Consider the following 22,376-nt stretch of genomic DNA (forward strand, 5'->3'; position numbering starts at 1 on the left):
GACAAGCGCGCAGCCAAGCAGGCCGAGGCGGACCAGTCCTACCTCAAGGTCGATGCGCTCGTGAAGGAGATGCACGATGCCGCCGTCGACGAGATCTGGCGCAAGGCCAAGGGCGACTGGGAAACCCTGCGCAGCGGCGTCAGCAGCAAAAGCCTGACCGTGGCGCAGAGCTTTGCCGCCCACAGCGCGCTGGTGCCGCAGCTGCTCAAATTGAACGACCGCGTCGGCGACCACTTCGGCCTCAGCCTCGATCCGGACCGCGACAGCTACCAGTTGATCCAGTCCATGTACTATCAACTGCCCTACCTGACCGAGGAGCTGGGCCGCACGCGCGCGCTGGGCGCCGGCCTGCTGGCACGCAAGGCAGCCACGCCGGAGGAACGGATCGCGCTGTCCTCCATCCTCGGCCGCGTGAACGACCGGCTGGACCAGACCCGCACCGCGTTCGACAAAGCGGTGCACTTCAATCCCGACATCTCGGCCAAGCTGGGGCCGCAGATGCAGGAAGCAACCGCGGCAGCAACCGCGCTGACGCGGCTGGCCGGCGAACACATCCTCAACCAGGAAACGCCGGACTATCCGGCGTCGGATTATGTGGCGGCAGCCACCCAGACCATCGACCTGCAGTTCAAGCTCAACAGCGCAGCCAACGCCGAGCTGCAATCCATGCTGGAAGAAAAAATCGCCGCCTTCCACCGCACGCGCTGGACCATGCTGGGCAGCATGCTCGGGCTGGTGGTGCTGGCCGGGCTGGTGGCACGCATGATCTCGCGTTCGGTCACCGTGCCGCTGCAAAACGCCATCACCGTGGCGCAGAGCGTGGCGCGTGGCGACCTGGTGTCGGACTTTGACGTCGGCGCACCGGACGAAGTGGGCCAGATGCTGCGCGCGCTGCGCGAAATGAACGACAGCCTGCGCACCATCGTGCGCGACGTGCGCACCAGCATCGACAACATCGGCGCGGCCACGCGCGACATCGCTAGCGGCAATGCGGATGTGTCGGGACGACTGGAATCGCAGGCGTCCAACCTGGAAGAAACGGCGTCCTCAATGGAGGAGCTGACCTCCACCGTCAAGCAGAATGCCGAAAATGCGCGGCAGGCCAACCTGCTGGTGGGTAGCGCGTCCAGCGTGGCAAGCAAGGGCGGCAACGTGGTGGCGCAGGTGGTGCAGACGATGGGCGAAATCAACGCCAGCTCGCACCGTATCGTCGATATCATCGGCGTGATTGATGGCATCGCCTTCCAGACCAACATCCTGGCCTTGAATGCGGCGGTGGAAGCGGCGCGCGCCGGCGAACAGGGGCGCGGCTTTGCGGTAGTCGCCAGCGAAGTGCGGAGCCTGGCGCAGCGCTCGGCGGCGGCGGCCAAAGAGATCAAGGACCTGATCGGCGCCAGCGTCGAGAAAGTCGATGCCGGCAACGCGCTGGCCGAACAGGCCGGCAAAGCGATCGGCGAAGTGGTGGCCAGTGTGGAGCGCATCACCCACATCATGAGCGACATTGCGACCGCGTCGGCCGAGCAAGGCGCGGGCATCGAGCAAGTCAACCAGGCCGTCACCCAGATGGACGACATGACGCAGCAGAACGCGGCGCTGGTCGAGCAAACCGCCGCCGCCTCGGCCAGCCTGCAAGAGCAGGCGCAGGCGCTGGTGCAATCGATGAGCGTGTTCAAGCTCGATAACGACAGCGGCCCGCAACTATCCACGCCACCGCGCCCGGCCAAGCTCGGCAGCCGGCCGCTGCAACTGAGTTCTTCGCGCTGATGACGGCGCCGGTAATCGACTGCTGGTTCGACTTCGCCAGCAACTACAGCTACCTGAGCGTACTGCGCCTGGCGCGGCAGCACGAGGTGGTGGTGCAATGGAAGCCGTTCCTGCTGGGCCCCATCTTCAAGGAACAGGGCTGGGACAACTCGCCGTTCGTGCTGCAAAAGGACAAAGGCGACTACGTGTGGCAGGACATGCCGCGCGAATGCGCCAAATACGGCCTGCCGTGGCGACAGCCGTCGGAATTCCCACGTCGTTCGATACTGGCCGCCCGCGTCGCCCTGCTGGGCGAACACCAGCCGTGGATGGCCGAATTCTGCGCGCGCGTGATGCTGGCCAACTTCGAGCATGACGAAGACATCGGCAGCGACGCGGTGCTTGCCGACATCCTCACCAGTATCGGCCTCGATGCGCCGGCGCTGTTGGCCGCCGCCCAATCCGTCGACAACAAAGTCCGCCTGCACGCCCGCACCGACGAAGCACGCGCCCTCCACATCTTCGGCGCCCCCACCTTCTTCGTCGGCCCCGACATGTACTGGGGCAACGACCGCCTCAGCGACGCCCTCGCTCTGGCAAAAAACTAGCTTTTTTACCAACTCAGGGTCAGCTCTGTCATTTGGACACGCGCGCTCTAAATTTGAGAAATATCAATACGCTTGAGTAAAATCCGTTAGCCGTAACTTTGCCGAAACCGCTTGCCAGCCGCCGGATAAAAGATTTTAGGAACCCACGACTGGCGAAGCCGTTTTGATATAACTCAAACATCCCGCGCGTGTGTCCAAATGACAGAGCTGACCCTGAATGTAGCAGATTGTTGCGGCGAGGCCTCTGTTGGCTGAAGCTTATTCAGGGATGCCGTATAATCTCAGACCGCCCTCTGCTGCGGCTGCGCCTTCCACGACCTTAGAGATAACAAATGAATAACACCGTGTCCCACACCGTCATGTCCAAGACCGATGCGCAGTTGCGCGAGATCCTCGCCCGCCGCATTATGATTCTCGACGGTGCTATGGGCACGATCATCCAGCAGTACAAGCTCGATGAAACCGCTTATCGCGGCGGCCCGAATGGCCGGTTCATCGATTTCGCCGCCCCCGCTGGCTCCGGCGCACGCGAGCTGTTCGTCAAGGGTAACAACGAGCTGCTGACGCTGACCCAGCCACACGTGATCCAGGAGATCCACGAGCGCTATCTGGCCGGCGGCGCCGACATCATCGAGACCAACACCTTCGGCGCCACCTGGATCGCGCAGGACGATTACTACATGGGCGAACTGGCCTATGAGATGAATGTGCAAGCCGCCAAGCTGGCGCGTGCCGCCACCGCCAAGTACAGCAGCGCCGACAAGCCGCGCTTTGTCGCCGGCGCGCTCGGCCCGACGCCAAAAACCGCTTCGATCTCGCCGGACGTGAACGACCCCGGCGCGCGCAACATCACCTTCGACCAGCTGGTCGACGCCTACTACGAACAGACCAAGGGCCTGATCGACGGCGGCGTCGACCTGCTGCTGGTGGAAACCATCTTCGACACGCTGAACTGCAAGGCCGCGCTGTTCGCCATCGACAAATACTACGAAGACCATCCAGCGCAGGAACGCCTGCCGCTGATGATCTCCGGCACCGTGACCGACGCCTCCGGCCGCATCCTGTCCGGTCAGACCGTGCCGGCTTTCTGGAACTCGGTGCGCCACGCCAAGCCGCTGACTATCGGCCTCAATTGCGCACTGGGCGCGGCGCTGATGCGCCCGTACGCTGAAGAGCTGTCGCAGATCGCCGATACCTTCGTCTGCATCTACCCGAACGCCGGCCTGCCCAACCCGATGAGCGACACCGGCTTTGACGAACTGCCGGCCGACACCTCGGCCCTGCTGAAGGAATTCGCCGAAGCGGGCTTCATCAACGTGGCCGGCGGCTGCTGCGGCACCACGCCGGACCACATCAAGGCCATTGGCGAGATCCTGTCGACCGTCAAGCCACGCGCCATTCCGCACGTGCCGGTCGCGCAGCGCCTGTCGGGCCTGGAGCCGTTCACCATCGACGACGACTCGCTGTTCGTCAACGTCGGCGAACGCACCAACGTGACCGGCTCCAAAGCCTTCGCGCGCATGATCCTGAACGAGCAGTACGACGAAGCATTGAGCGTGGCACGCCAGCAGGTGGAGAACGGCGCGCAGGTCATCGATATCAACATGGACGAGGCAATGCTGGACTCGCAAGCCGCGATGACCCGCTTCCTCAACCTGATCGCCTCCGAACCCGATATCTCGCGCGTACCGATCATGATCGACTCGTCGAAATGGTCGGTGATCGAAGCGGGCCTGAAATGCGTGCAGGGCAAATCCATCGTCAACTCCATCTCAATGAAGGAAGGCGAGGAAGAGTTCATCCGCCAGGCCAAGCTGTGCCGCGCTTACGGCGCCGCCGTCATCGTCATGGCCTTCGATGAAAAGGGCCAGGCCGATACCTTCGAGCGCAAGATCGAAATCTGCGCCCGCGCCTACAAGGTGCTGACCGAGCAAGTCAACTTCCCGCCGGAAGACATCATCTTCGACCCGAACATTTTCGCGGTCGCCACCGGCATCGAAGAACACAACAACTACGCGGTGGACTTCATCAACGCCACCCGCTGGATCAAGGACAACCTGCCGCACGCGAAGATTTCGGGCGGCGTCTCCAACGTCTCGTTCTCGTTCCGCGGCAACGACCCGGCGCGCGAAGCGATCCACACCGTGTTCCTGTACCACGCCATCAAGGCCGGCATGACGATGGGTATCGTCAACGCCGGCATGGTGGGCGTGTATGACGACCTGCCAGCCGAGCTGCGCGAGCGCGTGGAAGACGTGGTGCTGAATCGCCGCGAAGACGCCACCGAACGCATGATTGAATTCGCTGGCACGCTGAAGGCCGGCGCAGGCAAGCAGGACGCCACCAATCTGGAATGGCGCAACGCCCCGGTCGAGAAGCGCCTGGCACACGCGCTGGTGCACGGCATCACCCAGTTCATCACCGATGACACGGAAGAGATGCGCGCTGCCGTCGCGGCCAAGGGCGGCCGCCCGATCCACGTGATCGAAGGCCCGCTGATGGATGGCATGAATATCGTCGGCGACCTGTTCGGTCAGGGCAAGATGTTCCTGCCGCAGGTGGTGAAATCGGCACGCGTGATGAAGCAGGCCGTGGCCCACCTGATCCCGTTCATCGAGGAAGAAAAGCTGGCGGAAGAAAAGCGCACCGGCATCGTCGCCAAACCAAAGGGCAAGATCGTCATCGCCACGGTGAAAGGAGATGTGCACGACATCGGCAAGAACATCGTCTCGGTGGTCCTGCAATGCAATAACTTCGAAGTGGTGAACATGGGCGTGATGGTGCCGGCTTCCGAGATCCTGGCCAAGGCCAAGCTGGAGAACGCCGACATCATCGGCCTGTCCGGCCTGATCACGCCGTCGCTGGAAGAGATGGCCCACGTGGCCAAGGAAATGCAGCGCGACGAGCACTTCCGCATGCTGAAGATCCCGCTGCTGATCGGCGGCGCCACCACCAGCCGCGCCCACACGGCAGTGAAGATCGCCCACAACTACGACGGCCCGGTGGTGTACGTGCCGGATGCATCGCGCTCGGTGTCGGTGGCACAATCGCTGCTGACGCCGGAATCGCGCGATCAGTACATCAGCGAACTGGAACAGGATTACGAGCGTATCCGCGAACAGCACGCCAACAAGAAAGCGCTGCCGATGCTGTCGCTGGCCGATGCGCGCGCCAACAAGATGAAGCTGTCGTTCGCGCCGGTGAAGCCGAAGTTCATCGGCCGCCGCGAATTCAAGAACGTCGACCTCGGCACCATCGCCAAGTACATCGACTGGGGTCCGTTCTTCCAGACCTGGGACCTGGCCGGTCCCTTCCCTGCCATCCTGACCGACGAGGTGGTGGGTGAAGCGGCCAGCAAGGTGTTTGAGGAAGGCCAGGCCATGCTGAAGAAGCTGATCGATGGCCGCTGGCTGACCGCCAACGGCGTCATCTCGCTGCTGCCGGCCAACAGCGTCAACGACGACGATATCGAGATCTACACCGACGACACGCGCAGCACCGTGGACTTCACCTACTACGGCCTGCGCCAGCAAGGCGTGAAACCGGTGGTGGACGGCGTGCAGCGTCCTAACCAGTGCCTGTCCGACTTCATCGCGCCGAAGGACAGCGGCATCAAGGATTACATCGGCATGTTCGCGGTCACCGCCGGCCTGGGCATCGAACGCCACGAGCAGCGCTTCGAAGACGCGCACGACGACTACTCGTCGATCATGCTGAAATCGCTGGCCGACCGTCTGGCCGAAGCGTTTGCCGAATACCTGCATGAGCGCGTGCGTACCGACCTGTGGGGCTATGCCACCGACGAGAAGCTCAGCAACGAGGAGCTGATCGGCGAGAAGTACCTCGGCATCCGCCCGGCGCCGGGCTACCCGGCCTGCCCTGAGCACACCGTCAAGCGCGAAATGTTCAACACCATGCAGGCCGAAGAGATCGGCATGGTGCTGACCGATTCCTACGCCATGTATCCGGGCGCGGCAGTGTCCGGCTTCTACTTTGCGCATCCGGAGTCGAAGTACTTCGTGGTCGGCAAGATCGGCGAGGACCAGCTCAACGACATGGCGCAACGCCGTGGCGTCGACAAGGCCGAACTGGAACGCTGGCTGGCGCCGAACCTGTCGTAAGCTCTCCTGAGGTTGAACTTTCGCCTACGTTGCCAGACTAAGTAGAACACCGCCAGCCGGCGGCATCTACTTGGGAGGCAATATGGCTAAAAATCCATCCGTCAAACGCTGGCAGGATCAGGTGATCCTGCTGCTCGGCCTGTGGTTCTTCATCACACCGTGGGTGTTCGACTATCCGATTCCATCGATACAGGCGTGGACTGCGTTCATCTCGGGCGCGGTGGTGGTGCTGTTGGCAGTGTTCGACCTGTACAAGACCTACTTCTGGGCCGTGGTGCTCAACCTGCTGGTGGGCGTGTGGGTGGCGGTGTCGCCGTGGGTGCTGCGGATCGAGGACAACCGCGAGCTGGTATGGAATTCGGTGGTGGTCGGCATCGCCGTCGCCGTGCTGGCGCTATGGGAGATGCGAACCGATCCGGAGTTGGTGAAGCACTGGCCAAGCGCAGGCCACGCGACCTGAATACGTCGTTCCGGCGAAGGCCGGAACCTATGGAACGCTCGCGTTAAAGTAACGCATGCGTTCTATGGATTCCGGCCTGCGCCGGAATGACGTGCCTAGAGCGCGTAGCGCACCACGTTGTCGCTCCACTCGAACGCGGCCATTTCCAGCTCCACCAGTTCATCGGTGGACATGGCGAGGTCGCGCAGCGTGGGCACGATGTGGCCATCCATTTCCTCGATGCGCTCAATGCACTCGACCAGCTTGAGCAGGTCGCCGAAGAATCCCGCGCGGTGCAGCAATGCCGCGCGCACATCGTCGCTGACCGGAATTTGTTCAAGGATCTCGCCCATCTGGATGCCGAACAGCGTATCCATCAGCGACATGATGCCCACCGTGAACGCGATGTCGGCCGACTCACGCTGGCTAGGCCGCAGCTTGCCGGCCAACAGTTCCAGCAGGCGGCCGCGCGTGGTGGCCAGCATCAGCAGCGGCGTCATGCTGTGGCCGCGCTTGCCCGGCTCGGCATACAGCATGATCTGCAGCCAGCGCTGCAACTGGCGGCGGCCGAGGATAGTCACGGCCTGGCTCAGCGAATCGATGCGCTGGCGCGCGCCCACGGCCGGCGTGTTCACCAGCCGCAGCAGGTTGAGCGCCAGCGACACGTCGCGCTTGATGGCGCGTTCGATTTCCTGGTTGTCGACATCCGAGGTGACCAGCGTCATCAGCTCCATCACCGCCAGCTGCGACGGCGACAGCTTCTTGCCGCTCATGATGACCGGCTTGGAGAAGTAATAGCCCTGGAAGTAATCAAAGCCGAGGTCGAGGCAATTCTTGAATTCCTCGCGCGTCTCCACCTTTTCCGCCACCAGCTTTTTCTTCTCCTGGCGGAAGCGCGGCGCCAGCTTCATCAGCGTGGACAGCGGCATATTGCGCATGTCCATCTTGACGTAGTCGACCAGCGGCAGCAGCGCCAGCACGTCGGCGTTTTCGCCGGTGACGTCGTCCAGCGCAAAGCGGAAGCCGTGGCCCACCAGCTCGCGGATGCGGGCGATCACCTCCGGCGTGGCCGGCATGGTGTTGATGATCTCCAGCACCACCTTCTCGCGCGGCAGGAAGGGGAAAATGTCGCTCATGATGACGCTGGCGTCGACATTCACGAAGCCGAGCGCATCGCCGATGGTTTTTTCCATGCCCAGCTGCGAAGCGTGGGCGATCACCGCCGCCGTGGCCGTCAAGTCGTTGGTGACGTGGGCCGGCCCTACCGGAGCGTTGCGAAATAGCAACTCGTAGCCGAACAGGGCCTGATTACGGTCCAGTATCGGCTGGCGGCCCAGGTAGAACTCGCGCACGCGCAAGCTACGGGGCCCGGAGTCATGTAGGGTGAGGTCGATCATTTGCTTATTTTGACAGCAATGCGCGGCCGTGTCGCCAAAATTTTAAGGCTGGGGGCAACCGTCGATGAACAGCTTCAGTTCGCCGGGCAGGAAGGCGGTCCATTGTTCGTTGGTGGTCAGCGGCTGGGTGACGATGATGGCGACCCGGTCGTTCGGCGTGGTCACCTGCGCGAAATCGACGCTGACATCCTCATCGGACAGCTTGGCCGTATCAAACGGGTGCTGGCGCACCAGATAGAACAGATTGGTGGAACAATGGGCAAACAATTCGCCGCCCGAGGACAGCATCATGTTGAAGGTGCCGTGGGTGGCGATCTCGTGCACCAGCGAACTCAGCGTCGAGCGCAGCTGGTCCAGCGGCGGCCGCTGCTCGCCGAAGCGGGCGCGCAGCTGTTGCAGGATGTAGCAGAACGCCAGCTCGCTGTCGGTGGTGCCCACCGGGCGGAAGGCGCCGTTCAGCAGCGGCGAGAATTCCTTGAGGTCGCCGTTGTGGGCGAACACCCAGTACTGGCCCCACAGTTCGCGCACGAAGGGATGGCAGTTTTCCAGCGCAACCTGCCCCTGCGTCGCTTTGCGGATGTGGGCGATGACGTTGGTGGATTTGATCGGGTAACGCTTGATCAGCTCGGCGATCGGCGAGTTGATGGCGGCCTGGTGGTCGACGAAGTGGCGCACGCCGGCGCCCTCGAAAAAGGCGATGCCCCAGCCGTCATGGTGGGTATCGGTCTGGCCGCCACGCATGGCAAAGCCGGTAAAGCTGAACACAATGTCGGTCGGGACATTGCAGTTCATTCCTAGAAGTTGGCACATGGCGTGATTATAACCACACCATGTGCCAGTGCTGGCCCCTTTTAATGCAGCAGCACGGGTTGGCTCATCAATGCGTCATAGCTGCCCAAAAATTCATCGATTTCCGCCATCGTCGGCTCGTTGGCGATCAGCTCGTTGACGTCGCGGCGGAAGTTTTGCGCCAGAATGCCGGCGATAAAGATTTCGCGCTTGCCGCCTTTGTCGACGATTTCATACCCTCCGAAGCGCAATGCATCCAAGTTACGGTCCGCGCCGAATTCGACAACACTGTATTGCTCGCTGTTGTAGATGAGGTTCATTTTGCTTCCTTTCACAAGAGGCGCAACACCTGAGTTTCCGCCTTCGAAACCCAGTTGGGGCCGAAAACGGGACATTTCAAGGCCAATCAGCGGGCTGGGGCTAGGCCGCGATGTCGTCTTGCAAATCCAGCAAGGTCCCGTAGGGCGCCTCGGACAGCCAGGAACGCAGCAGTTCCAGGTGCTCGGCGGAGGCCAGGCTGATGTAGAGCCGCGCGGGGGGGCGGCGCAGCACACGGTTTAATGTTACTCGCAAAATCAGATTACCGCTGCAATGCAGACAGCCTGGTGCGATGCGTAACACTTGCGGCACAATTTCGTAGGAAAACGGGCCGTCCGCAGGATCAAATGATAAGGCCGAACCACCGTCCGACAAACCCTCGAGAATGATAACGCTGGCCCCCTCCGATGGGAGATGGGCAGCAATGGCCGCCTCGCGCGCGCCGGCGCGGGGGCCTGTGACCAGCCAGGTCGGCACCGGCGGCCGGTGATGGGCGGCCCCGGTGTCGGCTGTGCCGGTCACGCGATCGGACACTAACTCAGGCGCCCTTCTTTGCCAGTTTGCCCGGCTCCACGCCCAGCTGCTTGAGCTTGCGGTACAAGTGGGTGCGTTCCAGCCCGGTTTTTTCCGCCACGCGGGTCATGCTGCCGCCTTCGCGCCCCAGATGGTGTTCGAAGTACATGCGCTCGAAAGCGTCGCGCGCCTCGCGCAGCGGCAGGTCGAACGACAGGTTGAACATGTGGTTGTCCGCACCGGCCACGGTGGCGCCGCCGCGCACGGCGATCTGCGCCGAGGCCACCGGCTGGGCAAAGCCCGGCGAGACCGACTCTTCCGGCTGCGCCGCCGCGATCGGGCGTGGCGCCAGCGCCGGGGCGCGCACGGTTTCCTGTGCACGGGTCAGGCCGGCCTGCACCGCTTTCAGCAGCTTTTGCAGGGCAATCGGTTTTTCAAGGAAATTCAGCGCGCCGATGCGGGTGGCTTCGACCGCGGTATCGATCGTCGCGTGGCCCGACATCATGATCACCGGCATGGTGAGCAGGCCGTCGCGCTGCCACTCCTTGAGCAGCGTGACGCCATCGGTGTCCGGCATCCAGATATCGAGCAGCACCAGGTCCGGCGCACCTTGCGCGCGTGCTTCACGCGCCTGCTGGGCGTTTTCGGCCAGCTGTATTGCATGTCCCTCGTCGCTCAAGATTTCCGAGAGCAACTCGCGGATACCCATTTCATCGTCAACCACCAGAATGTTTGCCATCTTCCCTTGTCCTCATTTCGCCATCTGTAGACAGCAATGATTTTTGTAATTCATAGCACTTTAGCTATTTTGCGACGCCGGTGCTAACTTTAACAGCAAAATCAGCACTGACGCGCCACTTCTATCGACATGGTTCTGGATATCGATCCGTCCACCATGTTCTTCGATAATTTTTTTCACCATCGGCAGGCCGAGACCGGTGCCGCGCGCCTTCGAGGTGACGTACGGTTCAAACGCGCGCGCCAGGATTTTCGGCGCAAAGCCCGGTCCATTGTCCGAGATCGCCAACCGCACCGCCGTCCGCGTGCCGCCGTCCGCGCCCTGATAATGAATGGCTTCGGTGATAACGTCAATGCGTGCTTGCGGTGCGCCGGCCGGCAGCTCGGCCATCGCGTCCTGCGCATTCTGCAGCAGGTTGTGAATCACCTGCCGCAGCTGGGTCGGATCGCCCATCACCAGCGGCAGGCCGGCGCCCAGCTGAGGATGAATAATGTCGTTTCCTTCGCCGCTCATGTAGAGGTGCAGGATCTCGTCGATCAGCGCGTTCAGGTCCAGCGGTTCCAGCACGGCCGGCGGGGTCTTGGCGTAGTCGCGGAAGTCGTCCACCATGCGCTTCATGGCCGCCACCTGGTTGACGATGGTGGCGGTGCCCTTGTTGAGCAGCTCGACGTCGGCCGGCATCAGCTTGTCCTCGAGCTTCATCTGCATGCGCTCGGCCGACAGCTGGATCGGCGTCAGCGGATTCTTGATCTCGTGCGCCAGCCGGCGCGCCACTTCGCCCCAGGCGATCGAGCGCTGGGCCGAAATCACGTCGGAGATATCGTCGAACACCACCAGGTAGCCGCTGCCGCCCTCGACCGGCAGGCGCGAACCGCGCGTCAGCAGGGTCAGGTCGTTGCCCTCGACGCCGATGGCCTGGCGCGGCACTTCGATCTGGCGCTGCCAGTGCAGGCGCGCGATGTTGCGGCCGGCCGCCGATTGCGCACTCTGCGCCGCAAACGCGGCTACGATGGCGCCGCCGAATTCCTGCAAGCCTTCGATTTCGTCGAGCTTCTGGCCGATCATGGTGACGCCGGCCTGCTGCAGGATGCGCTCGACCGAGTCGTTACAGCTAAGCAGGTGGAAATCATGGTCCAGCACCATCACCCCGGCCGACATATTGGCCAGCACCGACTCCAGGTGGGCCTTGGCGTTTTGCAGCGCGGCGCGGTTGCGCTCGACGGCGCTGCGGGCGTCCGACAACTGGCGCGTCATGGTGTTGAACGACTGGGTCAGCGTGCCCAGCTCGTCCGAAGTGGCGACGATAGGACGCGGCGACAAATCGCCCTCGGCCACCGCGCGCGTGCCCTCGGCCAGCAGCAGCAGCGGCTGGGCCAGGTCGCTGGCAATCAGGAAGGCGCTGGCGATGGCGCCAAACACCGCCAGCAGCAGCGTCAGCGTCAGCGTCACGATGTACATCTTGCGCAGGCCGAGACGGGCGTCGAAGCGCTCCTTGTAGTCGGCGTAGGCGGCGCGGATGGTTTCGCCGTCGGCCGCCAACTGGGCCGGCGCCAGTTGCAGCAGCTGCAGGTAGCGCGGCGCCAGGTGGGTGCCGTTCGGCTGCACGTGGTCGGGGATGGCCACCAGCACGCGCAGGCGCAGCTTGTTGACCGCCTCGGCCGGCAGCGGTGCGTTGACCAGGTCGCTGTGCAGCTCGTTGCCGCCCTCGGGCGCGCCGTAGACGTCGTCCTTGCGCACCTTGGCCATCATGTCGCGGGTCGGCAGGTCGGCGCTGAGGTTGCTGGTGCGGCTGGCGCGGGCGCTCACCACCAGTCCGCCTTCGGCGTCGACGATGATAGCGTTCTGCATGCCGGTCTGGCTCTTGACCACCGCCGCCAGCGTGGCGCGCTCGGTGCCGAACGGGCGGTCGGCCAGCTCCTGCACGGTGCGGTTGGCCACCACGGTCAGCTCGCCCACCGCACGGTCGAGGCCGGCGCGGCTCAGGTTGATGCCCGATTCCAGCGCCTCTTCCACCGGCACGTTGAACCACGAGTCAATCGAATGGGAAACGAACAGCACCGAGACCACGAAGATCACCAGCCCCGGCAGCACGCCGATGGCGGCAAACAGCAGCACCAGCCGGGTCATCAGCTTGGAGCCGAACTTGCCGGCCTTGAAGCGGGCGTACAGGCGGAACAGGGACACTGCCACCAGCAGCAGCAGCGCCACCGCCACCGCCGCGTTCAGGCCCAGCAGCCAGCCATAGTAGCGGTCGAAAATGCCGGAATTGTCGGAGGCCGAGGCCAGCAGGAACAGCAGGATACTGACGATGCCGCCGCCAACGACAGAAAAATACCGCAGGGCCGTCTTCACTTACTCGGCCCTGTACTGGAAGGACTTCTTGTCGGACGCCAGGCGCCACTCGTTGTTGTTCAGGGCATTGACCTTGAGCGGCTTGGGCACGTAGTTGGGATCCAGCCCCATGCTCAGCTTGACGTTGTAGGTTTCGCCGAGCTTGAGCGCGCCGCGCGCGGCCACCAGCCAGCGGTTGGGGCGGCGGATCAGGAACAAGGCGTCCTCCAGCGAGGAGAAGCTCTGGTGCACGCTGCCGCTGACGGCCACGTTGTACTGGCGCGTCAGCACGTTGTAGGACAGGCTGACGGTCTGGCGTGCGGTGATGGCTTTTTCATCGAACCAGTACCAGCGCGGGCGGGTGAATTCGATTTCGGTATAGAAGTAGAGGGTCTTGCCGTACTGCAGGGCGTCTTCCATCTCGTGGCTCAGTTCAAAGCCATAAGTGGCCGAGAGGCGGTAGCCGTCCTCGGTCGCCTCGACCAGCGCGCGACGGATTTCCACGCCTTCGGCGGCATGCGACAGCTGCGGCAGCAAGGCCAGCAGCATCAGCAGGGAACCGATCAGGCGTCGAAAAAATCGTAATGTCACGTGTGGGCCGGTACTCAAGAGGTTACGCATTTTTCTCAAACAGCGCGTAGAACAAACCATCGTGATCCTGCCCGGAGCCGCCGGCGGGGAGCAATTGGCCGGGCGCATCCAGTCGGACAGCCTTGTTGCGTACTGCAAAAGCGGCCGCCTGCGCCTCGGATTCCTGCGGCCACAAGGAACATGTCACGAATAGCAATTTACCACCCGGTGCCAGCATCTGCCAAAGGTTGTCGAGGATTTTGCCGGAAAGTGTTGCAAGTTGGAGCGTGTCGCCCTTGCGGCGCAGCCAGCGGATATCCGGGTGGCGGCGCACGATGCCGGAGGCGGTGCACGGCACGTCGGCAAGAATGCGGTCGAATTGTTGACCATCCCACCAGTCATTGTTTTGGGCGTCGGCCGGCTTCAGCGTGGCTTGCAATTGCAAGCGCTCGAGGTTTTCGCCGACGCGGGCCAGACGCTTGGCGTCGGCGTCCAGCGCGATCACCTGGGCGTCGGCCAGCTCCAGGATGTGGCAGGTCTTGCCGCCCGGCGCGGCGCAGGCGTCCAGCACGCGCATGCCGTCTTTTACGTCCAGCAGCGGCGCGGCCAGCTGGGCGCCGGCGTCCTGCACCGACACCAGGCCCTCGGCGAAGCCCGGAATCAGCTGCACGCCGACCGGCTTGGCCAGCCGCACGGCGTACGGGCCGATCTGGGTGGCGGCCATGCCGGCGTCGGCCAGCTTGGCAAGGTACTGTTCCATCGTGGTCTTGCGGGCGTTGATGCGCAGGGTCAGCGGCGGCGCGGTGTTACCGGTGGCCAGCACGCCCTGCCAATCTTGCGGCCAGGCGCTCTTGACGGCGTCGATCCACCACTGTGGATAGTTCCATTTTGCTACCGGTTGCAGCAGGGCTGCGTCCAGCAGCGCCTTGCGCTCGCGCAGGAAACGGCGCAGCACGGCGTTGACCATGCCCTTGGCGCGGGCGGTGTCCGGGTGGGCGTCGGCGGCAGTTACGGTCTGGTCGACCACGGTGAATTCTTCATACGGCGGCGTGTCGTCCGGGGCCGTCATCAGCGCCAGCGCGCAGGACAGCAGCGCGCCGACCAGTGGTTCCGGCGCTTTGGGGGCCATCAGGGCGATCAGCGCTTCGCTCTGGCCCAGCTGGCGCATGGCGCGGTAGGCGATGTCCTGCATGGCGCCGCGCGCCTGCGGCGTGGCGTCCTGGCGGGCCCAGACCTGGGCCAGCGCCTGCGGCAAATTAGTGCCGGTCTTGACCTGCGCGACGGCGCTGGCGGCGCCGATCAGGCTGAAAGCCAGCGAATCGGGCTTGAGGTTGGTCTGGAAACTGGTCTGCAACGCTGGTTTCAGGTCGCGCGCATGGCTGGCGCGCAGTTTCGGCGCGGCCGGCTTGGACTTGACGGGCGACTTCAAAGAGAGCGTTGGACGCTTGTTCATATGCTAATTCCGGAGTGGGTGACGGCTGTGATCGCGCAGTATACAGCAGCGCCTATGACAAGGCGATTACGACATATGTAAACACTTGTATCCGTCCCAGCGCCGTTCGCTGGTCAACACAGTATAATTACCGCTGTTTGGCCGGCGCCGACGCGCCCGCCGTTTCCACTATCTGATGAATTTTTAAGCGCATGTTAGCCCAACAAAAACAAGACATTACCGCCCTGTTCCAGGCCGCCCTCGCCCCTATCCTCGCCGGCACCGAAGTGGTGGCCAACGTCGTGCTGGAGCGACCACGCGACCCGTCGCACGGCGATGTGGCTTGTAATATCGCCATGCAGCTGGCCAAGCAGCTGAAAATGAACCCGCGCGAACTGGCCACCAAAGTGGTCGACGCGGTGCTGGCCAACCCGGCCCGCAACGGCCTGGTCGACAGCGCCGACATCGCCGGCCCGGGCTTCATCAACCTGCGCGTCAGCGCCGCCTCGAAACAGGCCGTGGTCAAGACTGTGCTGGCGCAGGGCGCCGCCTTCGGCTCCGGCGACGCCGGCGCCGGCAAGAAAGTCATCATCGAATTCGTCTCGGCCAACCCGACCGGTCCGCTGCACGTGGGCCACGGCCGCCAGGCCGCGCTGGGCGACGCCCTGTCCTCGCTGTTCGTCTCGCAAGGCTACGACGTCACCCGCGAGTTCTACTACAACGACGCCGGCGTGCAGATCCAGACCCTGGCCAACTCGGTGCAAGCGCGCCTGCGCGGCTACAAGCCAGGCGATGCCGAATGGCCGGAATCGGCCTACAACGGCGACTACATCGCCGATATCGCCGAAGACTTCAAAGCCAAAAAGACCGTGTCGGCCTCCGACGGTTCGCCAGCCACCGCCTCGGGCGATGTGGAAGACATCGAATCGATCCGCGCCTTCGCCGTGACCTACCTGCGCAATGAGCAGGACATCGACCTGCAAGCCTTCGGCGTCAAGTTCGACAACTACTACCTCGAGTCCTCGCTGTACTCGGACGGCAAGGTCGATGCCGCCGTCGACATGCTGAACAAGTCCGGCAAGACCTACGAAGAAGAAGGCGCGCTGTGGCTGCGCACCGAGGACTACGGCGACGACAAGAACCGCGTGATGCGCAAGAAGGACGGCACCTACACCTACTTCGTGCCGGACGTGGCCTACCACATCGTCAAGTTCCAGCGCGGCTTCCAGCAGGCCATCAACGTGCAGGGCTCCGACCACCACGGCACCATCGCCCGCGTGCGCGCCGGTCTGCAGGCGGTCAACGTCGGCATTCCGCAAGGCTTCCCGGACTACGTGCTGCACAAGATGGTCACCGTGATGAAAGGCGGCGAAGAGGTCAAGATCTCCAAGCGCGCCGGCTCCTACGTCACCGTGCGCGACCTGATCGAATGGTCGGGCGGCGGCGACATCACCAAGGGCCGCGACGCCGTGCGCTTCTTCCTGATCTCGCGCAAAGCCGACACCGAATTCGTGTTCGATGTCGACGTCGCGCTGAAAACCTCGGACGAGAATCCGGTCTATTACGTGCAGTACGCCCACGCGCGTATCTGCCGCATGCTGGAACAGTGGACCGGCGACGAAGCGTCGCTGGCGAACGTCGACCTGTCGCCGCTGACCGCGCCGACCGAAGCGGCCCTGCTGGCAACGCTGGCCGCTTATCCGGAAACGCTGGCACGCGCGCAAACGGAACTGGGCCCGCACCAGATCGCGTTCTACCTGCGCGACCTGGCCGCCAACCTGCACAGCTTCTACTTCGCCGAGCGCGTGCTGGTCGACGACGAGGCGCTGAAGGCAGCGCGTATCGCCCTGATGGTCGCCACCCGCCAGGTGCTGCGCAACGGCCTGGCGCTGATCGGCGTTTCGGCTCCCAACAAAATGTAATTGCGAAGGACATCCCGCACAATGAATTTCCGCTCCAGCTTTACACCGCGTACGCAACAGCAAGGCAACACCTTCATCGGCATCGTTATCGGCCTGGTCATCGGCCTCAGTATCGCTGTCGTCGTGGCGCTGATGATTACCAAGGGCTCGACCCCGTTCACGGACAAGGGCCATCCGGGCAAGGCGGCGGAACCAACGGCGGGACAAGTCGCCGATCCTAACAAGCCGCTGTACGGCAACAAGGACGCGGCGCGCGAGGCGGCCAAGGACTTCGCGCGTGACCAGGCAGCGCCAGCACCAGCTGCACCGGCGGCGCCTGCCGCACCGGCCAAGCCTGCGGCCGACCAGCTGCAGGCCGTGGTCGACAAGATCCAGGGCACGCCGGCCAAGCCGGCCGCCGTGCCGAACGCCGCCAACATCACGCCGCAGCCGGCCGCGAAAGCGCCTGCCGCAGCCGATGCTGCAGCCGGCGACGACAAGTTCACCTACTATCTGCAAGCCGGCGCCTTCCGCGAAGTGGCCGACGCCGAAAGCGCGCGCGCCAAGCTGGCCTTGCTCGGCTTTGAAGCCAACATCTCGGACCGCTCGACCGACACCGGCGTACTGCATCGTGTACGCACCGGCCCTTACAACTCGGTCGAAGCCATGAACAAGGCCCGCAGCAAACTGTCCGAAAACGGCATCGACGTTGCCGTCGTTCGCAATCAAAAATAAGGAGTAGCGATGCGTTCCCTGAAATCCGCCCTGACCGTTATTGCGCTGAGCGTGACTGCGCTGACTGCGATGACCGCCCTGGCCTCCCCTGCCGATCCAAAGAACGGCGTGGAGTACAAGACGCTGGCCGCGCCGCAGCCGGTCGACAGCGGCAAGAAAGTCGAAATCATCGAGTTCTTCGACTACGCCTGCCCGCACTGCGCCGCCTTCGACGAATCGCTCAACGCATGGGTGAGAAAACAGGGCGACAACATCGTCTTCAAACGCATGCACATCTCGCGTCCCGGCACTGATCTGCCGCAGGAAAAAATGTACTTCACGCTGGAAGCGATGGGCGTCCTGACGCCTGAACTGCACACCAAGGCCTTCAACGAAATCCACGTCAACCGCAATCGCCTGAACCGCGACGACCAGGTGTTCGAGTTCATCGCCAAGCAAGGCATCGACAAGCAGAAATTCATCGACACCTATCGCGGTTTCGGCGTGGCCGGCCGCGTGCGCAAGTCGATCGCCATGATGGATGCCTACAACGTCGATTCGTGGCCGCTGCTGGCCGTCGACGGCAAGTACCTGACCTCCCCAACGATGGCCGACGCCGGCGTCAACGCCGCCAAGAACGAAGCCGAGTTGCACGGCGAAGTCACGCAGGTGCTCGACGTACTGGTCGTCAAGGCCAAGGCAGAGAAGAAGTAAGCATGACGCCTTTGCGCGTCTTCATCACCGGCGCCTCCAGCGGCATCGGCGCCGCGCTGGCCAGCCAGTATGCGGCGCAAGGCGCCACGCTAGGCTTGCTGGCCCGGCGCGGCGAATCGCTCGCCGCCCTGATCGCCACGCTCCCCAACCCACAACTGCACCGCGCCTATGCGGTTGATGTGCGTGACCACGCCGCCATCAATGTGGCCGCGCAAGCCTTCCTCGACTACGCCGGCGGCGTCGATGTGGTGATCGCCAACGCCGGTATCTCGGTCGGCACGCTGACCGAATATGCCGAAGACATTCCGGTGTTCGCCGACATCATCGCCACCAATGTGGTGGCCACCGCCGCCACTTTCGCTCCCTTCATCACCGCCATGCGCGCGCAGCGCACACCGGGACGACTGGTCGGCATCGGCAGCGTGGCCGGCATACGCGGCCTGCCCGGCGCGGAAGCCTACAGCGCGTCCAAGGCCGCCGTCATCAGCTACTGCGAATCGCTGCGGCTGGAGATGAAACCGCACGGCATCCGCGTGGTCACCATCTGCCCTGGCTACATCGACACGCCGATGACGCAAAAGAATCCGTATCCGATGCCATTCCTGATGGCGCCCGAAAAATTTGCCGCCGCCGCAGCGGGCGTGATCGCCGCAGGACGCAGCTACGCCGTCATCCCGTGGCAGATGGGCATCGTCGCCAAAGTGCTGCGCATGCTGCCGAATGTGGTCTACGACTGGGCCTTCGGCAAGGCGCCGCACAAACCACGCAAGAAGCACCATGAGTAATCTGTCGGCATCCGCCATCACATCGCACTGCGCCACCTCCGCCAGCCACGTGGCGATTGAAGTCGTCGCCGAAACCGGCTCCACCAATGCCGACCTGCTGGCGCGCATCGACACGTTGCAAGGCCAAACGCTGCGCATCGCTGAAAACCAAACCGCAGGCCGTGGCCGCGCCGGCCGTTCGTGGCTGTCCAAGCCCGGCGCCGCGCTGATGTTCTCGCTGGCGTGGCGCTTCAAAGGCCCGCTGCACAAGCTGACCGGCCTGCCGATGGCGGTGGGCGTGGCGCTGGCCGAAACCATTACCTCGCTGGGCGTGCCGGTGCAGATTAAATGGCCCAACGACTTGCTGCGCGACGGCGCCAAGCTGGCCGGCATCCTGGTCGAAACACAGAAGACCGAAGACGCCATCTGGGCCGTCATCGGCTGCGGCATCAACCTGCTGATGCCGGACGAACTGGAAGCGGCCATCGGCCGCGAAGTGGCAAGCGCGCCGTGGCTGGCGCAAATGGACCGCAACCAGCTGATGGCCGCGCTGCTCAGCCGCCTGGCCGCCGTGCTGGAAGAATTCGACGACACCGGCTTCGCGCCATTCGTCGAACGCTGGAACGCGCTGCATGCATGGCAAGGCAAGGACGTGGTCCTGCTGGACGACGGCGCCGTGCTGCAGCAAGGCCGCGCCGCCGGAGTGGACGCCATCGGCCGCCTGCTGCTGGACACCGACCAAGGCCGGGTAGAAATCCTGTCCGGCGACGTTTCGCTGCGACTTTCTGGAGCACCAACATGATTTTACTGATCGACGCCGGCAACACCCGCGTCAAATGGGCGCTGACGGCATCGGATGCGCCGCTGGGTGAATGGACCGCGCACGGCGCCGCCGCCCACGCGGACACGCCGCAGCTGGAACTGGCCTGGTGCGAAACCGCCAGCACGCACGGCGTCAGCCGCGTCGTCATCGCCAACGTGGCCGGCAACGCGCTGCGCGTGCAGCTGGAATACGTGCTGCAGCGCTGCCTGCCCGACGTCGCGGTGGAGTGGTTTGCCTCGCTGCCGGTGCTGGCCGGCGTCACCAACGGCTACCGCAGTCCATCGCAGCTGGGCTGCGACCGGTTCGCCGCCGCCATCGCCGGCCATGCGCTGGCGCCGGGCGTGCGCGCCATCGTGGTCAACTGCGGCACCGCCACCACCATCGACGCCATTACGCCGGACGGCGTATTCCTCGGCGGGATGATCCTGCCGGGCCTCGGCCTGATGGCCAGCTCGCTGGCGCGCAACACCGCGCAGTTGCCGCAGATCGCCCAAGACGGTAAGCTGCCGGATGGATTTGCGGACAACACCGACGACGCTATCCTGAGCGGCATCCTGGCTGCGCAGAGCGGCGCCATCGAGCACGCCTGCGCCCAGCATCAAGCCGCCGAGTGCATCATCTCCGGCGGCGCCGCGCCCTACATTGCGCCGATGCTGAAAGTACCGTACCGTATCGTCGAGAATATTGTGCTGATCGGATTACATGCTGCGGTAAGCAGCGCCGAATAAGAGGAAAGCCCTGTGCTGAAGTTTATTTTCTGGTCCCTGCTCGCCGTGAACGCTGCGCTGTTCGCGTATGGACGCGGCTACCTGGGCCACTTCAGCGGCAACGAGCACGAACCGGAACGCCTGCTCAACCAGCTGAACGCCGACAAGCTGGCCATCATCCCGGCCGAGAAAGCCAACGCCGTCAGCGTGGCGGCCGCCGCACCGGCCGCGCCGGACGTGAAGCCGGAAGCATGCCTGGAAATCGCCAGCTTCGTGCTGGCCGACGCGCGCCGTTTCGAAAACCAGCTGGAACCGCTGAAACTGGGCGACCGCCAGTCGCGCCACAACCTGCCGGGCAGCGAGGTGTCGAGCTACATCGTTTATATTCCGCCGCAAGGCAGCAAGGAAGGCGCTGACAAGAAGGCCGGCGAGCTGCGCGCACTGGGCATCAGCAATTACTTCGTCATGTCCGATGCCTCGCCGCTGCGCTGGGGGATTTCGCTGGGCGTATTCAAGACCGAGGGCGCGGCGCAAAACCAGCTGGCCGCGTTGATGAAGCAAGGCGTGCGCACCGCGCGCGTGGCGCCGCGCATGAGCGGCAGCAAGCTGCTGGCCTACCAGTTCCGCGACGTCGACGCCGACCTGAAAGCCAGGCTGGAAAAAATCCGCGCCGGCTTCCCGAACGCGGAGACGCGCAGCTGCAAATAACCAGCGCCGAAATTCAGCGTTGAACCACAATCGGCTTGAGGCCGAGCGATGACGGCAGCCCTTGCGCCGCCTGCTGCGCTTCCTGGCGCGAGGTGAACGGGCCGCTGAACAGGCGGAACACCGAACCGCCCTGCACTACTTCCAATCCATTCAGTTTGCTGACCAGCTTGTCGCGCACCGACTCTGCATTTTCAGCGCGCGAGTAGGCGCCCAGTTGCAGATAGAAACCGCCCGGCGTCGCCGACACGGGCGCCACATAGCCGGCAGGCGCGCGCTCGGCCAGCATCAGCGTTTCGATTTCTCGCGGCGCGGCCGGCGTCAACACCAGCGGCGGTTGCGGTGTCAGGCGTGCCTTGGTGCTGCTGGATACGCCATCGCGCGAAGCCAGCATGCGCTCGATTTCATCCGGCAGGATGCGTTCGATCTTCAATTCGTGGCTGCCCTTGCCCAACAAGCCCAGTTTCAGCGCCGCCGTGTATGACACGTCGATGGCGCGGTTGGAATGGAACGGGCCGCGGTCATTGATGCGCACCACCACGGTGGCGCCGCTCAGCATATTGGTTACGCGGGCGTAGGACGGAATCGGCAGGATGGGATGCGCCGCCGTCATCTTGTACATGTCGTACGGCTCACCGGAGGACGTGCGCTGGCCGTGGAATTTTTTACCGTACCAGCTGCCGATGCCGATCTGCGTGAACGGCTTGTCGTCGGTGATCGGCGTGTAGGTTTTACCGAACACCACATACGGACGATTGGAGCGCGGCAGCAGCGGATCGTTGCGCACTTCGGCGTCCGGCGTCTCGGCCAGGTTGGGCGGCGGCGCGTCGCCCGGGCCGTCGTCCTGGTAGTAGCCGCCGCGACCCGAGTTCGCCGGCGGCAGCACCGGCAGCGAAGGATCGGGCTTGCTGGTGGACGGCGGTTTAATCGAAGGCGGCACGCTACGCGGCGCGGGCTGCGTCGCCACTGGCGCGCTGCCGCATCCGACCAGCGCCAGCGCGGCGGCGATTGCCGAAAGATTAAGAAGGTGATGACGTTGTAAGCGCAT

At 63.8% G+C, this 22,376-nt stretch carries 20 protein-coding genes and 1 pseudogene; 12 read left to right on the forward strand and 9 right to left on the reverse strand.

The window, feature by feature from the left end:
* Positions 1 to 33 precede the first annotated feature (33 nt).
* From BMZ70_RS29230 to BMZ70_RS21865, 5 genes and pseudogenes are all read left to right on the forward strand, one after another.
* Positions 34 to 906: pseudogene (locus BMZ70_RS29230) on the forward strand (nitrate- and nitrite sensing domain-containing protein); the annotation flags it as partial.
* Positions 901 to 1,764, forward strand: a complete 864-nt coding sequence (locus BMZ70_RS29235; protein WP_373922542.1) for a methyl-accepting chemotaxis protein — start codon at positions 901 to 903, stop codon at positions 1,762 to 1,764. The pseudogene BMZ70_RS29230 and the gene BMZ70_RS29235, both read left to right, overlap by 6 nt.
* The gene (locus BMZ70_RS21855; protein WP_092279382.1) at positions 1,764 to 2,351 is read left to right on the forward strand and encodes a 2-hydroxychromene-2-carboxylate isomerase; all 588 of its coding nucleotides are present in this window, start codon (positions 1,764 to 1,766) and stop codon (positions 2,349 to 2,351) included. Before BMZ70_RS29235 ends, BMZ70_RS21855 begins: the two co-directional genes overlap by 1 nt.
* A 359-nt stretch (positions 2,352 to 2,710) precedes the next feature.
* Positions 2,711 to 6,472, forward strand: coding sequence for a methionine synthase (metH, locus tag BMZ70_RS21860; protein ID WP_092279577.1), 3,762 nt, complete (start codon positions 2,711 to 2,713; stop codon positions 6,470 to 6,472).
* An 82-nt stretch (positions 6,473 to 6,554) separates the two neighbouring features.
* Complete coding sequence (locus BMZ70_RS21865) at positions 6,555 to 6,932, forward strand: SPW repeat protein (protein ID WP_092279384.1); 378 nt, start codon at positions 6,555 to 6,557, stop codon at positions 6,930 to 6,932.
* Between the two features lie 95 nt (positions 6,933 to 7,027).
* Here the strand turns inward: BMZ70_RS21865 and BMZ70_RS21870 are convergent, their stop codons facing one another.
* From BMZ70_RS21870 to rsmB, 8 genes are all read right to left on the reverse strand, one after another.
* On the reverse strand, positions 7,028 to 8,308 hold the full coding sequence (locus BMZ70_RS21870) for an EAL and HDOD domain-containing protein (protein ID WP_092279386.1): 1,281 nt from the start codon (positions 8,306 to 8,308) through the stop codon (positions 7,028 to 7,030).
* Between the two features lie 42 nt (positions 8,309 to 8,350).
* The gene (locus tag BMZ70_RS21875) at positions 8,351 to 9,118 is read right to left on the reverse strand and encodes a class II glutamine amidotransferase (protein WP_092279388.1); all 768 of its coding nucleotides are present in this window, start codon (positions 9,116 to 9,118) and stop codon (positions 8,351 to 8,353) included.
* 41 nt (positions 9,119 to 9,159) lie between these two features.
* The gene (locus tag BMZ70_RS21880; protein WP_092279390.1) at positions 9,160 to 9,417 is read right to left on the reverse strand and encodes a BTH_I0359 family protein; all 258 of its coding nucleotides are present in this window, start codon (positions 9,415 to 9,417) and stop codon (positions 9,160 to 9,162) included.
* Between the two features lie 100 nt (positions 9,418 to 9,517).
* On the reverse strand, positions 9,518 to 9,949 hold the full coding sequence (locus tag BMZ70_RS21885; RefSeq protein WP_229205538.1) for a GTPase: 432 nt from the start codon (positions 9,947 to 9,949) through the stop codon (positions 9,518 to 9,520).
* A gap of 4 nt (positions 9,950 to 9,953) precedes the next feature.
* Positions 9,954 to 10,667 carry a response regulator gene (locus tag BMZ70_RS21890; RefSeq protein WP_092279392.1) on the reverse strand — a complete coding sequence of 238 codons (714 nt, stop codon included), beginning with the start codon at positions 10,665 to 10,667 and terminating at the stop codon, positions 9,954 to 9,956.
* Between the two features lie 60 nt (positions 10,668 to 10,727).
* Entirely contained in the window at positions 10,728 to 13,019 is a 2,292-nt protein-coding gene (locus BMZ70_RS21895) for a sensor histidine kinase (protein ID WP_092279394.1), read from the reverse strand.
* Positions 13,020 to 13,619 (reverse strand): DUF4390 domain-containing protein, encoded by a 600-nt coding sequence (locus tag BMZ70_RS21900; protein ID WP_092279396.1) that lies wholly within the window; start codon positions 13,617 to 13,619, stop codon positions 13,020 to 13,022.
* Entirely contained in the window at positions 13,612 to 15,021 is a 1,410-nt protein-coding gene (gene rsmB / locus BMZ70_RS21905) for a 16S rRNA (cytosine(967)-C(5))-methyltransferase RsmB (RefSeq protein ID WP_092279397.1), read from the reverse strand. Before rsmB ends, BMZ70_RS21900 begins: the two co-directional genes overlap by 8 nt.
* Before the next feature lie 191 nt (positions 15,022 to 15,212).
* On the opposite strand from rsmB, the gene argS reads away from it, so the two are divergent.
* Genes argS through BMZ70_RS21940 form a run of 7 tightly spaced genes read left to right on the forward strand, consistent with a single transcriptional unit; the run spans position 15,213 to position 21,331 of the window.
* Positions 15,213 to 16,922: an arginine--tRNA ligase gene (gene argS, locus BMZ70_RS21910; RefSeq protein WP_092279399.1), complete on the forward strand. Its 1,710-nt coding sequence runs from the start codon at positions 15,213 to 15,215 to the stop codon at positions 16,920 to 16,922.
* A gap of 21 nt (positions 16,923 to 16,943) precedes the next feature.
* Complete coding sequence (locus tag BMZ70_RS21915) at positions 16,944 to 17,636, forward strand: SPOR domain-containing protein (protein WP_092279400.1); 693 nt, start codon at positions 16,944 to 16,946, stop codon at positions 17,634 to 17,636.
* Positions 17,637 to 17,645: 9 nt separating this feature from the next.
* Positions 17,646 to 18,329: a thiol:disulfide interchange protein DsbA/DsbL gene (locus BMZ70_RS21920; protein ID WP_092279402.1), complete on the forward strand. Its 684-nt coding sequence runs from the start codon at positions 17,646 to 17,648 to the stop codon at positions 18,327 to 18,329.
* Between the two features lie 2 nt (positions 18,330 to 18,331).
* Positions 18,332 to 19,114 carry an SDR family oxidoreductase gene (locus BMZ70_RS21925; protein WP_092279404.1) on the forward strand — a complete coding sequence of 261 codons (783 nt, stop codon included), beginning with the start codon at positions 18,332 to 18,334 and terminating at the stop codon, positions 19,112 to 19,114.
* Entirely contained in the window at positions 19,107 to 19,895 is a 789-nt protein-coding gene (locus BMZ70_RS21930) for a biotin--[acetyl-CoA-carboxylase] ligase (protein ID WP_092279406.1), read from the forward strand. Before BMZ70_RS21925 ends, BMZ70_RS21930 begins: the two co-directional genes overlap by 8 nt.
* On the forward strand, positions 19,892 to 20,644 hold the full coding sequence (locus BMZ70_RS21935) for a type III pantothenate kinase (RefSeq protein ID WP_092279408.1): 753 nt from the start codon (positions 19,892 to 19,894) through the stop codon (positions 20,642 to 20,644). Before BMZ70_RS21930 ends, BMZ70_RS21935 begins: the two co-directional genes overlap by 4 nt.
* A 12-nt stretch (positions 20,645 to 20,656) precedes the next feature.
* Positions 20,657 to 21,331 carry an SPOR domain-containing protein gene (locus tag BMZ70_RS21940; RefSeq protein WP_092279410.1) on the forward strand — a complete coding sequence of 225 codons (675 nt, stop codon included), beginning with the start codon at positions 20,657 to 20,659 and terminating at the stop codon, positions 21,329 to 21,331.
* A 13-nt stretch (positions 21,332 to 21,344) separates the two neighbouring features.
* Here the strand turns inward: BMZ70_RS21940 and BMZ70_RS21945 are convergent, their stop codons facing one another.
* Positions 21,345 to 22,376: a septal ring lytic transglycosylase RlpA family protein gene (locus BMZ70_RS21945; protein ID WP_092279412.1), complete on the reverse strand. Its 1,032-nt coding sequence runs from the start codon at positions 22,374 to 22,376 to the stop codon at positions 21,345 to 21,347.

It is taken from the genome of Duganella sp. CF402 (assembly GCF_900109645.1).
In the GTDB taxonomy this organism is placed as follows: domain Bacteria; phylum Pseudomonadota; class Gammaproteobacteria; order Burkholderiales; family Burkholderiaceae_D; genus Rugamonas.